A 15,398-nucleotide genomic window follows, 5' to 3' on the forward strand; every position below is an offset into this window, starting at 1 on the left:
TTTGACATTGTGTTTTCATGGCTGGTCGAAGCAGATGAAGGAGGACGTTCCATTGTTGTATTTTCTTATTGCGGCTGTGATTATTGGACTGGATCAGTGGACCAAGCACCTTGTAGTGAACCATATGGAGCGGGGAGAATCCATCCCGTTGATCGCGGATGTGTTTCATCTCACCTCGCACCGCAACATGGGGGCCGCGTTCGGCATTTTGCAAAATCAGCGCTGGCTCTTTATTGTCATTACGGTTGCCGTCGTCGTCGGCATCGTGTATTCGCTGATCCGCCTCGGCAAAAAACAGCCGCGCGCTTCTTTCGCATTGTCCCTCGTGTTGGGTGGGGCCATCGGTAATTTTATCGACCGCGCAACGACCGGACAAGTCGTGGACTTTTTGGATTTCACCCTGATTAACTTCCCGATTTTCAACGTCGCGGACATGGCGATTACGATCGGCGTCGGCATTTTGCTGTTGGATGTCTTCCTGGAAGGCAGGAAAAGCGGACGGTAATGCCCGTTTCGGGTGATACGAAACGGGGTACGGACAGTAACTTTGTGAGGAGACAAACATGAACGACACGCAACTATTCGAACGTTATGATTGGAACGTGGAGCCTGAGGACGCAAACGAGCGGATCGACAAGTTCATCACGCTGCAAAATGAAGACTGGTCGCGCTCGCAGGTACAGGCGTGGATCAAGGAAGGTCGCGTAACGGTAAACGGGGAGCCGATCAAGAGCAACTACAAGCTGCAGGCAGAAGATGAGGTTACGCTGCGCGTTCCGCCGCCAAAAGAAATGGCAATCAAGCCGGAGCCGATGCCGCTTGAGATCGTCTACGAGGACAGCGACGTCGTCGTCGTCAACAAGCCGCGCGGACTGGTGGTTCACCCTGCTCCGGGGCATTACAGCGGTACGCTCGTCAACGGACTTTTGGCGCACTGCAAAGATTTGTCCGGCATTAACGGCGTCCTTCGCCCGGGAATCGTGCATCGCATCGACAAGGACACGTCAGGGCTGCTCATGGTAGCGAAAAACGACAAGGCGCATGTCGGCCTGGCTGAACAGTTGAAGGAGCACTCTGTGACGCGCACATACATCGCGATCGTCCACGGGGTCATTCCGCACGAGATGGGCACGATCGACGCGCCGATCGGACGCGACCCGAAAAATCGCCAGCAGATGGCGGTCGTCTTTGAAAACAGCAAGCCTGCTGTGACGCATTTTATCGTGCTAGAGCGCTTCAAGGAATACACGCTGGTGGAGTTGAAACTGGAGACGGGCCGAACGCACCAAATTCGCGTCCACATGAAATACATCGGCTATCCGCTGGCGGGCGATCCGAAATACGGACCGAAAAACACGCTGGAGATCGACGGACAGGCTCTGCATGCGAAGACGCTCGGCTTTACTCATCCGCGCACGCAGGAGCGGCTGGAGTTCGAGGCGCCCATGCCGAAAGATTTGAGCGATCTCGTAGACTTTCTCAGACAGGCGTAAAAGACGGGAGGAAGGCAAGTGCTGAAAAGACTGGCGCATGTGACGCTGTACGTTCGCGATTGCGAGGAAGCTCTGCAATTTTACACGGAAAAGCTCGGCTTTGAAAAACGGATGGACACGCGCATGGACGACGGCTCGCGCTGGCTGACGGTCGGCCTTCCCGGCCAGGAGCTGGAAATCGTGCTGCATGATCCGACCCACTGGCACCGGGAGGAGATCGCACGGGAGATGCTCGCGGCCGTCGGCAAAAACCCGATGTGGGTGTGGGAGACGGACGATTTTTGGCAGACGTATGAAACGATGCGTCAGCGCGGCGTGAAGTTTGTCAGCGAGCCTGTCGAAGTCGTCTACGGCATGGAAGCGATTTTTGAGGATTTGTACGGCAATCGCTTTTTGCTGCTTGCACCTGCGAGCTTGTGATCGTACATAAAGGCATAAAGGCTTTGGGATTCGAAAACGCTAGAAGAGGGCAGCCGTTTTTTTCTGGCGTTTTTTCAATCGAGTTTGGCGAGGAGGGGATACTCATGAACCGAATATGGCGCAAAGCGGTCTCTGTGGCGGCGATGCTCGGCATGCTGGCGCTTGCGGGTGGACAGTCCATGGCAGCCGAACAGGGGCAGCTCCCGGTCAGAAGCAACAAGGAAGTGACCGTTCCGGCGCAGATCGCTTTTACGAGCAACCAACAGTTGTACTTGCTGGACCTACAGGACAAAAATGGAGCGCCAAAGCCGATTACGAAAGACGGACTGGCGGAAATCGTCGGCTGGTCCGGTGATGGCCAATGGCTTTTGTTCGTGAAATACAAAGGAGCCGACCGTTATTCCGCCCCCGGCTACTTGTGGCTCGTTCGCGCGGATGGCAGCGGAGCGGTTCAGCTCGACGACAGGCCCGTCACGGGAGTGCCGAAATGGTCGCCGAAAAGAAACCAGGTGGCTTATATCGTCAATGCAGGCAGCAGCGAGCAGCCTCGAGGCGTGCTCGTGCTCAAGGAAGTCCGCGACAACGGAGAAGTGGCCGCAGGAGCTGCGACGCCTGCCGCTTTCTTCGACTTCACCTGGATGCCGGACGGAGAAGCGATTTTGACTTCCACAGAGGCGGGGAAAAACCGTCCGATGACGTTCGTCCTGCAAAATCTGGCCGGACAGCCATTGGCTACTTATCCGCTCGCGGAACCGCCCAATGTCGAAGAAGGCATTTACGCCCTGGCAGCCACAGGGATGAACGTATCGCCCGACGGCCAGCTCGTCGCCTACTACGTGCGATACAACGCCGCTTCGCTGTCTGCGGACGGCGTGCCAATCCAGTTGTTCAACCTGAAGCAGCCAGCGAAAAAGCCGATCGAGCTGGGCACAGGTCTGGCTTACCCGCAGTGGCTCTCTTGGACGGCGAACAGCCAGCAGCTCGCCTTCATCGACGGGACGGACCGGATGGCGACGCAAAACAAACATCTGAAGCTGGCAAATCGCGACGGCAAAGTCGTCTCGGCGAGCCCGGCTGACAGCGTGGATACGTATCCGGTCTGGACGGCAAAGCCGCCGTACACGCTGTTTTTTTCCAGAGGAAAAGCGACAAACTATGCGTTTGATCCGAAAAAGGTGATGGTTCCCGGCCAGCGCATCTGGGCGAGGGACGCGAACGGTGCGGAACAGCCTTGGACAAAAGGCGCGGAGCAAACGGCTGATTATTATCCGTCCCCGTCACCGGACGGCAGCAAGCTTTTGTTCCTGCGACTCGATCGGGCCAAGCACGGTTCGCTATTCTATCAGGCAGACGGAAAAGAAAGCGAGCTGGTCAAAGGCATTACAGGCGATATTGGCTACTACGCCAACTACTTGCCGGAATGGATCGCTGTCTATTGGAATAGTTAGATTTCTTTCCATTGCGTTGACACCGGGCTTGTTTCGTGACATAATCCTAATTGACGAATGGAACCTTTAAATCCAGTCCAGTGAGGCTGGCAAGGGCACGGAATGACAAGCAGGCATAGCGCGAGCTGGCCTCTTTGTCCGACGGCTTCTTGTCTCCTGACAAGGAGCCTTTTTTCGTAAAGCCACTGTTCCCGTCGAGGAGGGATCGAGATGATTAACAAAAGTGTCATCATGGATGAAGCGGCCATCCGCCGCGCGCTTACTCGTATCGCTCACGAAATTATCGAGCGAAACAAGGGTGTCGAGGATTGTATCATCGTTGGCATCAAGACCAGAGGGATTTACCTCGCGAAGCGCCTGGTCGAAAGAATCGAGATGATCGAAAACGTCAAAGTACCGGTCGGAGAGCTGGACATTACGTTTTACCGCGATGATCTCCAGCACAAGTCGGAGGATGCGGTGCTGCAAGGTTCGCAGCTTCCGGAGCAGATCACCGGAAAGACCGTCATTCTCGTGGATGACGTCCTCTATACCGGACGGACGGTACGCGCCGCTTTGGATGCGTTGATCGACAGCGGGCGTCCGCGGATGATTCAACTGGCGGTACTCGTTGACCGCGGTCATCGCGAGCTGCCGATTCGCCCGGACTTCGTTGGAAAAAATTTGCCGACGGCACGCACAGAAATCGTCGATGTGCAACTGTCGGAGGTAGACGTGATGGATATCGTGTCCATCCGTCAGCTCATCTAATTGAATGAATCCTCTTTAATAAGCGATCCCGTGAGGTCGACAAGAGGCAGGAATCTTCCCATGCGCATATGGTGAAGCTGGCCTCTTTGTGTCCGCACAAAGAGGCTTTTTGTTTGCCGAAAGAGCGAAAACAACAGCGACGAGAGGGAAGAATAAAGAAACACAGGGGGAAGATAAAGTCATGAGCCAAAAAAACTATGTAGACGTCGATGAAACACCACATATTTCCAAACTGCTGCCACTGTCCATTCAGCACTTGTTCGCGATGTTCGGATCAACCGTTCTGGTGCCGATCCTGACCGGGCTGGATGTCGCTACCGCCCTTTTGACAAGCGGGATCGGGACGCTCTTGTTCCTCTGGATCACCAAAGGGAAAATTCCGAACTACCTCGGCTCGTCCTTCGCCTTCATCGGTCCGATTATCGCAGTGACGGCGTCGCACGGAGTCGGAACGGCCTTGCTCGGCTGCTTCCTGTCAGGGATCGTGTACATCATCGTCGCAGGCATCGTGCAAAAGGCAGGCGTCAAATGGCTGGACAAAGTGCTGCCTCCGGTCGTCATCGCTTCGGTCATCGTCGTCATCGGGCTGAGCCTGGCTGGCGTAGCGGTAGACATGGCGACGAAGGTGACGGTAGACGGCCAGTCGCAAATGTCGCTGACTTCGATTGAAATTTCGCTGGTGACCATGCTGGTGACCATCCTGGCAGCGGTGATGCTGCGCGGTTTCCTTGGCCTGATCCCCATTCTGATCGGAATTATCGTCGGTTATGCGTACTCGCTCGTTCGTCACCCTGAACTGATTGATTTTCAAAAGGTTGTGCAAGCAAAAGTGTTTGCCGCTCCGCCGCTCAAGGTGGGCGAAGTGATGAGTGTCATCAGTGACGGTTCTGCCTGGATCGCGGCGCTCGTCATCGCGCCAGTCGCGTTCGTAACCCTGGCCGAGCATCTGGGCCACCTCTTGGTTACAAGCAAGGTCATGGATCGCGACCTGATGAAAAATCCGGGTCTGCACCGCAGCCTGCTCGGGGACGGGATCGCCACTTCCCTGGCGGCTTTCATCGGCGGACCGCCTGCGACGACATACGGCGAAAACATCGGGGTTCTGGCGATCACCCGCGTTTACAGCAGAGTGGTCATCGGCCTGGCTGCGGTATTCGCCATCCTGTTCGCCTTCAACGGCAAGATCAGCGCTCTCTTGATGACGATTCCGACTCCGGTGCTTGGCGGCGTCTCGATCATCCTGTTCGGGATTATCGCAGCGCAAGGCTTGCGGATGTACGTAGAAAACAAAGTGGATTTTGCCAACAAGCGCAACATGATCGTCGCGGCTGCCATCCTGGTAACGGGAATTGGCGGATACAAAATCAGCTTTGCCGGTGTCGGGTTGCTAAGCGACCTGACCATTGACAATATCGCTTTCTCCACCTTCCTGGGAATCTTCCTGCACCTCATCCTGCCGGGCAAAGAGTCGGCGATGGGGGAAGCGTCCCGCGAAGACGAAAAACAAATTGCCTAAAACGTTCCTCATTCCTTTAAATCCAGTCCCGAGAGGCTGGCAAGGCATAGAACGTCGTTTTGGCTGCCCAGAAATGGCGCCGGATCGGCTTCTTGTCTCGCTTGCCTTGCGACAGGCAACGTGAGCCAAGAAGCTTTTTTCTTTCGATAAAACAGGAAAAAACAGAGTAATCGGAGGGATTTCGATGAACAACCTAGCGCACCTGATTGGCTTGAAAGACTTGTCCAAACAACAGATCGTCCAGCTCCTGGACCGCGCGCATTACTGGGCCGAGAGACCGGGCGAGCAGGCAGACATTCTGCACGGCCGCTTCGTGGCGAATCTGTTCTTTGAAGCCAGCACCAGAACCCGCTTCTCGTTCGAGGTGGCACAAAAAAGACTCGGCGCACATGTGTTGAACTTCATTCCGGAAACCTCCTCAACCGTAAAAGGCGAGACGGTGTACGACACGATCCGCACGCTGGAAGCGATGGGCGTGGAAGCAGCCGTGATCCGCACGAAAAAAGAAGGACTGCTGCAAGAGCTCGCCCAAAGCGTTGACCTGAAGCTGGTCAACGCGGGCGACGGAACAAACGAGCATCCGACCCAATGCCTGCTCGACCTGCTGACCATGAAGCAGCAGTTTGGGATGCTGGAGGGCTTGACGGTAGCGATTATCGGAGACTTGCGCCATAGCCGCGTACTGGGATCGCACCTGCACGCCATGCCGAAGCTCGGGATCAATCTGCTGCTCGCAGGCCCGCCGACGATGATGCCAGCGCAAATTCCGCAAGGCGTCAAAGTCGTCGGCATGGAGGAAGCGGTTCAGACAGCGGACGTCGTCATGATGCTCCGCGTGCAACTGGAGCGCCACACCGAATCGCTCTACATCTCCAAGGAAGAGTATCACAAGGCGTTCGGCCTCACGCTTGAACGGGCCAAAATGATGAAGCCAGGCGCGGTCATCATGCATCCGGCCCCGGTCAATCGCGGAGTTGAGATTCACACCGATCTGGTAGAATGCGAAACATCCTTGATTCAAAAACAAGTAACCAACGGAGTCGCAGCTAGAATGGCTGTGCTGGAAACTCTGCTGAAAGGGAGCGAAACAAAATGGGAATCATCCTTGGCAACGGCAACGTACTAAATCAGGCGGGGGAACTCACTCCGGTAGAAATATTGGTAGAAGATGGACGGATCGCGGCGATGGGCGAAAAGCTCTCCCGCGACGGCCATGAATGGGTAGATTGCAAAGGCGGAATGATTAGCGCGGGACTGATCGACGTCCACGTCCACTTGCGCGAGCCAGGCTTCGAGCATAAAGAAACGATTGAGACAGGAGCAAAAGCGGCGGTGCGCGGCGGCTTTACCACGATTTCCTGCATGCCGAACACGCGCCCGTCCATCGACAGCGTGGACACGGTGACGTACATCTTGGACAAAGCGCGCGAAGCGGGACTGGCTCGCGTGATTCCGTACGGCGCGATCACCGTGCGCCAACTGGGCAAAGAGCTGACGGACTTCGCCGCCTTGAAAGAAGCGGGAATTTTTGCCCTGACCGATGACGGTGTCGGCGTGCAGTCGACCGCGATGATGAAAAAAGCGATGAAAAAAGCAGCCGAGCTGGGGCTGTCCATCGTGGCTCACTGCGAAGACGATGATCTGCTGATCCCGGGAGCCGCCCTGCACGACGGCGTGGTCGCAGCGCGCCACGGACTGCCTGGCATTCCTTCCGAGTCGGAGTCCATCCACGTCGGACGCGACATTTTGCTGGCGGAGCAGACAGGTGTGCACTACCACGTGTGCCACATCAGTGCCAAAGAATCTGTGCGCCTGGTGCGCGACGGAAAACGCGCCGGCGTCAACGTGACGTGCGAAGTGACGCCGCACCACCTGCTTTTGTGCGACGAGGACATCCCGGACAGCCTCGACACCAACTGGAAAATGAACCCGCCGCTTCGCTCCCGCGAGGATCGCGCGGCGCTGATCGCCGGACTCAAAGACGGCACGATCGACATGATCGCCACAGACCATGCGCCACACACCCAGGAAGAAAAAGCGAACGGCATGGCCCGCGCGCCATTCGGCATCGTCGGTCTGGAGACAGCCTTCCCGCTGCTCTATACGCACCTCGTGCAAACAGGCGAGCTGACTTTGCAAAGACTGGTCGAGCTGCTGACGGTGCAGCCAGCGAAAGCTTTCGGGCTGCCGTACGGACGCCTGGAAGTCGGAGCGGTAGCAGACGTGACCGTCATCGACCTTGCGACAGAAAAAACGATTGATCCGACCACCTTTGCGAGCAAAGGGACCAATACACCGTTTGCCGGATGGCCGTGCAAAGGATGGCCGATCCTCACGCTGGTAGACGGCAAGATCGTACATCAAGAGGCGTAGAGCCACACACGCCAGTGCCCCACGGAGAAGGCGGCTTTACCACGAAAATGAAGGAGGAGCATAGATGCGTGCAAGATTGATTTTGGAAGACGGAACGGAATTTATCGGAACGGCGTTCGGAGCGACGAAGGAATCCTACGGGGAAGTGGTGTTCAACACAGGACTGACGGGCTACCAGGAGGTTTTGTCTGACCCGTCCTACTGCGGACAGATCGTGACCATGACGTACCCGCTGATCGGCAACTACGGGATCAACCGCGACGACTTCGAAGCTGTTCGTCCGTACATTCACGGCTTCGTCGTCCGCGAGCATTGCGATATGCCGAGCAACTGGCGGAATACGAACACGCTGGATGAGCTGCTGAAAACATACGACATCCCGGGGATTGCAGGCGTTGACACGCGGATGCTGACGCGAAAAATCCGCTACCACGGCACGATGAAGGGCATGATTACGACGAGCGAAGCCCCGCTGGCCGAACTGCTCGCAGCCCTGAACAACACTGCCTTGATGACCGATCAAGTATCGCGCGTCTCTACGAAAAGCGTCTTCAGTTGCCCAGGTACAGGCCATCGCGTCGTGCTGGTAGACTTCGGCTCCAAACACGGCATCTTGCGCGAGCTGACCAAGCGCAACTGTGATGTGGTGGTCGTGCCGTACAACGTGACGGCGGAAGAAATTCGCCGCATCCAGCCAGACGGCATCCTGTTGTCCAACGGCCCTGGCGACCCGAAAGACGTGCCGCAAGCGATCGAAATGATTCGCGGCATCCTTGGGGAATACCCGCTGTTCGGCATCTGCCTCGGCCATCAGTTGTTCGCACTCGCCTCTGGCGCTGACACGATGAAAATGAAATTCGGACACCGCGGCGGCAACCATCCGGTAAAAGAGCTGCCGACCGGGCGCACATACATTACATCCCAGAACCACAGCTACGCCGTAAAAGAAGATTCGCTCGCAGGAACCGAGCTGGAAATTACGCATATCGCCCTCAATGACGGAACAGTCGAAGGGCTGCGTAACAGAGCGAAGAACGCCTTCTCCGTCCAGTACCACCCGGAAGCGGCTCCAGGCCCATACGACTCCGGCTACCTGTTCGACCAGTTTCTTGCGATGCTGGAAACCGCTAAGGAGGAAAAAAACTATGCCAAAACACGCTAACCTGAAAAAAATCCTCGTGATCGGGTCTGGTCCTATCGTCATCGGGCAGGCTGCCGAGTTTGACTACGCAGGCACACAGGCTTGCGAAGCGCTGAAAGAAGAGGGGATGGAGGTTGTCCTGATTAACTCCAACCCGGCGACGATCATGACCGATACAAACATGGCGGACAAAGTGTACATCGAGCCGATCACGCCTGAATTTGTAGCACGCGTCATCCGCCAGGAAAAGCCGGACGGACTTTTGCCTACGCTCGGCGGCCAAACGGGCTTGAATATGGCTGTCGCGCTTGCCGAAGCGGGCATTTTGGAGCAGGAAAACGTGAAGCTGCTCGGCACGAAGCTGGAATCGATCAAGCAAGCGGAAGACCGCGAGCTGTTCCGCGCCCTCATGAAGGAGTTGGGCGAGCCTGTGCCGGAATCGGTCATCGTCAGCACGGTAGAGGAAGCCGTTGATTTTGCCAACGAGATCGGCTACCCGATCATCGTGCGGCCAGCCTACACCTTGGGCGGAACGGGCGGCGGCATTTGTGAAGACGAAGAAAGCCTCCGCGAAATTGTCGCGAGCGGCCTGAAATACTCGCCGATTACGCAATGCCTGATCGAGCGAAGCATTGCTGGCATGAAGGAAATCGAGTACGAAGTCATGCGCGATGCCAACGACAACTGCATCGTCGTCTGCAACATGGAAAACATCGACCCGGTCGGCGTGCACACGGGTGACTCCATCGTCGTCGCGCCGAGCCAGACGCTTGCCGACCGCGAGTATCAAATGCTGCGCTCGTCTGCCTTGAACATCATCCGCGCACTCGGCATCGAAGGCGGCTGCAACGTGCAGTACGCGCTCGACCCGCATAGCTTCCAATATTACGTCATCGAGGTAAACCCGCGCGTGAGCCGTTCTTCTGCGCTCGCTTCCAAGGCGACAGGTTACCCGATCGCGAAAATGGCGGCGAAAATCGCGATCGGCTACACACTGGATGAGCTGAAAAACCCGGTAACTGGGCAAACGTACGCCTGCTTCGAGCCGACGCTCGACTACATCGTGAGCAAAATTCCGCGCTGGCCGTTTGACAAGTTCCAGTCTGCCAACCGCAAGCTCGGTACGCAAATGAAAGCGACAGGCGAAGTCATGGCGATCGGACGCACGTTTGAAGAATCGATCATGAAAGCGATCCGTTCCCTGGAGATCGGCACGTACCACATCGAGATCAAAGGAGCAGAGGAAATCAGCGAAGAGGAACTGAAGACCCGTCTGGTGCATGCGGATGACGAGCGACTGTTCCTCGTGGCAGAGGCGCTGCGCCGCGGCTGGACCATCGAGGAGCTGCACAGCCTGACGAAGATCGACCTGTTCTTCCTGCACAAGTTCCATAAAATGGTTGCTTTTGAACAGGAGCTGGCAAAAGGTCTGACGGCTGAGAAGCTGTTCGAAGCAAAACGGATGGGCTTCACAGACCGCAAAATCGCCGAACTGTGCGGCGAAACGGAAGAAGCAGTCCGCGCGCTGCGCAAGGAAAAAGGCTATGTTCCTGTGTACAAAATGGTCGATACGTGCGCAGCCGAATTTGAGGCGCAAACGCCGTACTACTACTCCAGCTACGAAGTAGAGGACGAGCGCATCGAAACAGGCAAAAAGCGCGTGGTCGTGCTCGGCTCCGGCCCGATCCGCATCGGCCAAGGGATCGAATTTGACTATGCGACCGTGCACGCTGTCTGGGCTTTGCGCGAAGCAGGCTACGAAGCCGTCATTATCAACAACAACCCGGAAACGGTATCGACAGACTTCAACACTTCGGACCGGCTGTACTTCGAGCCGCTGTACATCGAAGACGTGATGAACATTCTCGATGTGGAAAAACCGGAAGGCGTAATCGTCCAGTTCGGCGGCCAAACCGCCATCAACCTGGCTGACAAGCTGGCGGAACGCGGTATCAACATTCTCGGAACGAGCCTGGAAAACATCGACGCAGCGGAAAACCGCGAGAAGTTCGAAGCGCTCCTGCGCAGCCTCGACATCGCACAACCGCCAGGCAAGACCGTAACCTCCGTGGAGCAAGCAGTGGTAGCAGCGGAAGCGCTCGGCTTCCCGGTACTCGTTCGCCCATCCTACGTGCTCGGCGGACGCGCAATGGAGATCGTCTACAATCAGTCTGAGCTTTTGGAGTACATGGAAAAAGCAGTGAAGGTCAACCCGGATCATCCGGTACTGGTCGACCGCTACATGGTCGGGGTAGAGGCCGAAGTCGATGCGATCTGCGACGGGGAAAACGTCCTGATCCCGGGCATCATGGAGCACATCGAGCGCGCAGGGGTGCACTCCGGCGACTCCATCGCGGTCTATCCGCCGCAATCGCTGTCCCAGGCGATCAAAGACGAGCTGATCGAGATGACGACGAAGCTGGCGCGGGCGCTGCAAATCAAAGGGCTGCTCAACATCCAGTTTGTCATCTACAAAGATCGTCCGTATGTGATCGAGGTTAACCCGCGCTCGTCCCGTACAGTGCCATTCCTGTCCAAAGTGACAGGCATCCCGATGGCGAACATCGCGACCAAAGCGATTCTCGGTCACTCGATTGTCGACCAAGGCTTCACGCCTGGCTACCATCCGGAAGAGTCTGTCGTATCGGTAAAAGTTCCGGTGTTCTCCTTTGCGAAGCTGCGCCGTGTGGATATTACGCTCGGACCGGAAATGAAGTCCACCGGGGAAGTAATGGGACGCGAAAGCACCCTGGCCAAAGCGCTGTACAAAGGCTTGGTCGCCGCAGGCATGAACATCCCGACGCAAGGCACCTTGCTCGTAACGGTCGCCGACAAAGACAAGGAAGAGGCGCTCGCAATCGTGAAACGCTTCCGTCACCTCGGCTTCAAGCTGATGGCGACAGCGGGCACAGCGGATTATCTGGAACAGGCGGGCCTGCCTGTGACGCGTGTTAACAAACTGTCCGAGGGTACGCCGAATTTGCTCGACGTGATCCATACAGGCGAGGCCAACATCGTGCTCAACACGCTGACAAAAGGCAAAACGCCACAGCGCGACGGCTTCCGCATTCGCCGCGAAGCAGTGGAGAACGGCGCGGTTTGCCTGACGTCGCTGGATACGGCTGCGGCCCTGCTGCACGTACTGGAAACGATCACCTTCTCGACAGAAGCGATGCCTGCCCAACGCGCAGGTGCCAAAGTCGCAGCGGTGACTGTATAAACGAAACGGACCCAAGCCATGGCGGCAGGGAGAAAAAGGGGAGAGCAGTGTGCAACAACAACTGACAGATGTGCGGGAGCGTATGATTGTTGCGCTCGACTTTTCCACGATGGATGAAGTGAAAAAATGCCTGGAGCCATTGCAAGGGCATATCCGCTACGTAAAAGTGGGGATGGAGCTGGCCTATGCCGAAGGACCTGCCATCGTTACGTACCTGAAAGAAAAAGGGTTGAAGGTGTTCGTCGACTTGAAGGTGCACGACATCCCGAACACAGCCAAAGGCGCGATGAAAAGCCTTGCCCGTCTCGGAGCGGACATGGTCAACGTCCATGCGGCTGGCGGCGTGACGATGATGGCAGCGGCGAGGGAAGGACTGGAGCAGGGGACAGCGGCTGGCGCTCGTCGTCCTCTCCTGATCGGAGTGACGATGCTGACCTCTACAGGCGTGCAAACGATGAACCACGAGCTGGCGATTCCAGGTTCGGTGGAAGACGTAGTGGTACACTACGCGATGATGACCAAGCAGGCAGGACTGGACGGGGTTGTCGCTTCGCCGCTGGAAGTGCCGATGATTAAAAAGGCGGCGGGCGACTCGTTTGTCACCGTGACACCTGGCATTCGCCCGCTGGGGACAGACCAGGGCGACCAGACGCGGATTACGACGCCGGAACAGGCATTCCGCCTGGGCAGCGACTATCTCGTGATCGGACGCGCCATCACCGGAGCAAGCGATCCGGCAGGCGTATGGCAAAGCATTGTGGCAGCGGTCGAGGCAGATCGTGCGTAACAAGCATTCACGCGGGAAGGGATGGAAGAAATGACGACAACGACAACGGCGAAACAGATTGCGGCGCACCTTTTGGAAATCGGAGCGGTTCACCTGCGCCCGGAACAGCCTTTTACCTGGACTTCCGGGATCAAATCCCCGATTTATTGCGACAACCGGATTACGATGTCTTATCCGCATGTGCGTCGGGCGATTGCGGGCGCGTTTGCCGCGCTTATCAAGGAGCGTTATCCGGACGCGCAAGTCGTGGCAGGAACAGCTACGGCGGGCATTCCGCACGCGGCCTGGGTCGCGGAGCTGCTCGACCTGCCGATGATTTACGTGCGCGACAAGGCCAAAGGCCACGGCAGACAAAACCAGATCGAGGGTGCGCTGTCCACAGGGCAAAAAGTAGTGGTCATCGAAGACTTGATTTCCACAGGCGGCAGCTCCCTGAAAGCAGCACAGGCGGTTCAGGCAGAGGGCGGCGAGGTGCTCGGAGTCGTGGCGATTTTCAGCTACCAGTTCCCCGATGCCGAAGCCTTGTTTGCCGAGGCAGGCATTCCTTGCACGACGATTTCCCATTACACCGCACTGCTTGAGGCAGCGAAAGAGCAAGGCGTGATTACAGCCGAGCAGGAAACCGTGCTGGGCGAATGGCGCAAATCCCCGCGGACGTTTTTTGAATAATACGCTTATGGGCCAAAAGTTTGTGAAGAGTGGAGACAGTTGAGAAAACTGCTCCACTCTTTTTTTCCTGCTTTTTTTCGCACTGTTGCGGCGCAGGAATGGAGAGAGAAGCGTCTTTGCATTGGCTGACAGGTATTCGTGCTTTGCTCGCTGGCCTCTGGTCTTGAAAGTCCGCCGCTGCTTGCTTTTTTCGGCAAGCGGATTGTGAGTGCGGATCAGCTCAAACGTTTCAACCGGATTTGCACCCCTTCCGCTTCGTAATAAGCAGTGATCCACGGCTCATCGGCTTGCGATGCGGCCAAGTTTTCCGGAAAAAAGATGCCGGGTGTAGCGGCTTTGCCCCTCGCCCGCCAGTATGCGCTGGGCCTGGATGGCCGCGCCTGTCGCCGTCAGATGGGTCTGGCCATTTGGATCGCTGATCTCTACCTGGCGACGTATGCGAACGCCGCGCTGATCGCGTCCCTCGATTTGCACGACGACTTCGTGAGCCGCGCCCTGGCCCGGATTGTACAGGATGCTTTGCCGCACCTTTTGCCCAAGCAGCTTCCATAAGCCGCTGCGCACGAGCGAAACTAGCGCCGCCGTCGACCATTTCTGATCGAAAGCGATGCGGAAGCTGGCGGAGGTGACAGGCGGCGTCTGCACGAGCGTCAGGTGATCGGGAGTGTCCAGCCGATAGCAGTTCGTGCGAAAGCCGTTCGGGAACGTAACGGCAAGCGGCTCCGACATGGGCACGACCGTTCTCGCCGCGCCTTTCGTGTAGATATTGAACGGAATGGTCAAACGGTCCATGTAAGCAGCAGAATCCGACCCGGCCTTATCCTTGGTAGCGTACAGCGCAAAAATGTCGATCGTCACCTCTTGCAGGTCAGCGGAATGCAGTTTGCCGAACAGAGCTGGCGTGCCCCCCATCCAGCCAGAGGCGGAACAACCGGAGATTGAAGCTCGCTGCTGACCAGCCGGTCGATTGCGCGCGTGAATCGCTCGGTCCAGCGCGTAATGTCCACAAGCGGAATGCGGCGCGAGACGGCAGCAAGCAACAGGGCGTCGTCCGGATCGTTGACCGCGTTGACTATCAACGCCAAATCTTCGGGGGCGTGGGCAAGCGGATCTTGCGCTGTCGTGTCCACGAGCAGCGAATGCAGTCGCGGGGAAGCAAAAGGAAGCGGTTTTCCCGGATTTCTGCCGCCCAGCAGCAACAGTAGCTCCTGGTTTTGGCCGTGCAAAATTTTGGCGATTTGGCTGCCGACAGTCCCGAATCCGCCTGCAATCAATACTTTTTTCTCCGTTGTCTCACGCATGATAATCTCCTTGGATGAAATGTTCATTTATTTAAGTTTATTAACATAAAGGAGTTAAGAAAAGGGACGCTTTGTCCCTGGGTGTTTGTTTCGATGGCTACCCGTATGGTCGCTATAGTCGCTGTGAAAGGCGCTTGGATCGGTGCCGCAGTGGAGGGAGGAACCGGGAGAAAACGTTCAAGGTGCTTGTGCCTCCAACAAGGAAGTGGAGACTGCCCGCCTGTGGGGAAAGAGAAAACCGCATCCAAAGCCGGGGATTCTGGGGAGTCGTTCAAGGTGG

Annotated in this window: 12 protein-coding genes and 1 pseudogene; 12 read left to right on the plus strand and 1 reads right to left on the minus strand. The window is 56.8% G+C overall.

All coding sequences use genetic code 11. The annotated features are described in order from the left end of the window. Window positions 1-52 precede the first annotated feature (52 nt). The 12 genes from lspA to pyrE all read left to right on the plus strand — a co-directional run bounded on the left by lspA (window position 53) and on the right by pyrE (window position 13,817). Window positions 53-505, plus strand: coding sequence for a signal peptidase II (gene lspA / locus M655_RS10710; protein ID WP_005833386.1), 453 nt, complete (start codon window positions 53-55; stop codon window positions 503-505). Between the two features lie 58 nt (window positions 506-563). Beyond that, window positions 564-1,493, plus strand: coding sequence for an RluA family pseudouridine synthase (locus M655_RS10715; RefSeq protein WP_025844996.1), 930 nt, complete (start codon window positions 564-566; stop codon window positions 1,491-1,493). 18 nt (window positions 1,494-1,511) lie between these two features. Beyond that, window positions 1,512-1,913: a VOC family protein gene (locus M655_RS10720; RefSeq protein ID WP_005833383.1), complete on the plus strand. Its 402-nt coding sequence runs from the start codon at window positions 1,512-1,514 to the stop codon at window positions 1,911-1,913. 104 nt (window positions 1,914-2,017) lie between these two features. Beyond that, a complete protein-coding gene (locus M655_RS10725; RefSeq protein ID WP_286086006.1) occupies window positions 2,018-3,361 on the plus strand; it encodes a TolB family protein in 1,344 nt (447 codons plus the stop codon). Between the two features lie 210 nt (window positions 3,362-3,571). Then, window positions 3,572-4,111, plus strand: coding sequence for a bifunctional pyr operon transcriptional regulator/uracil phosphoribosyltransferase PyrR (gene pyrR / locus M655_RS10730; protein ID WP_005833379.1), 540 nt, complete (start codon window positions 3,572-3,574; stop codon window positions 4,109-4,111). Window positions 4,112-4,292: 181 nt separating this feature from the next. Further along, window positions 4,293-5,627 (plus strand): solute carrier family 23 protein, encoded by a 1,335-nt coding sequence (locus M655_RS10735; RefSeq protein ID WP_005833377.1) that lies wholly within the window; start codon window positions 4,293-4,295, stop codon window positions 5,625-5,627. A gap of 184 nt (window positions 5,628-5,811) precedes the next feature. After that, window positions 5,812-6,753, plus strand: coding sequence for an aspartate carbamoyltransferase catalytic subunit (locus M655_RS10740; RefSeq protein WP_007784290.1), 942 nt, complete (start codon window positions 5,812-5,814; stop codon window positions 6,751-6,753). Beyond that, on the plus strand, window positions 6,720-8,000 hold the full coding sequence (gene pyrC, locus M655_RS10745) for a dihydroorotase (RefSeq protein ID WP_005833373.1): 1,281 nt from the start codon (window positions 6,720-6,722) through the stop codon (window positions 7,998-8,000). Before M655_RS10740 ends, pyrC begins: the two co-directional genes overlap by 34 nt. Before the next feature lie 64 nt (window positions 8,001-8,064). Further along, window positions 8,065-9,162 carry a carbamoyl phosphate synthase small subunit gene (locus tag M655_RS10750; protein ID WP_005833371.1) on the plus strand — a complete coding sequence of 366 codons (1,098 nt, stop codon included), beginning with the start codon at window positions 8,065-8,067 and terminating at the stop codon, window positions 9,160-9,162. Then, the gene (gene carB, locus M655_RS10755) at window positions 9,146-12,361 is read left to right on the plus strand and encodes a carbamoyl-phosphate synthase large subunit (protein WP_005833369.1); all 3,216 of its coding nucleotides are present in this window, start codon (window positions 9,146-9,148) and stop codon (window positions 12,359-12,361) included. The genes M655_RS10750 and carB overlap by 17 nt, the downstream gene beginning before the upstream one ends. 49 nt (window positions 12,362-12,410) lie before the next feature. Beyond that, a complete protein-coding gene (pyrF, locus tag M655_RS10760) occupies window positions 12,411-13,148 on the plus strand; it encodes an orotidine-5'-phosphate decarboxylase (RefSeq protein ID WP_025844987.1) in 738 nt (245 codons plus the stop codon). A gap of 30 nt (window positions 13,149-13,178) precedes the next feature. Beyond that, window positions 13,179-13,817: an orotate phosphoribosyltransferase gene (gene pyrE / locus M655_RS10765; protein ID WP_025844985.1), complete on the plus strand. Its 639-nt coding sequence runs from the start codon at window positions 13,179-13,181 to the stop codon at window positions 13,815-13,817. 215 nt (window positions 13,818-14,032) lie between these two features. On the opposite strand, the pseudogene M655_RS28315 reads toward pyrE, so the two are convergent. Further along, window positions 14,033-15,118, minus strand: a pseudogene (locus tag M655_RS28315) (saccharopine dehydrogenase family protein). Between the last annotated feature and the right edge of the window lie 280 nt (window positions 15,119-15,398).

Origin of the sequence: Brevibacillus sp. NSP2.1, from assembly GCF_000470975.2 — a bacterium.
Taxonomy (GTDB): domain Bacteria; phylum Bacillota; class Bacilli; order Brevibacillales; family Brevibacillaceae; genus Brevibacillus; species Brevibacillus agri.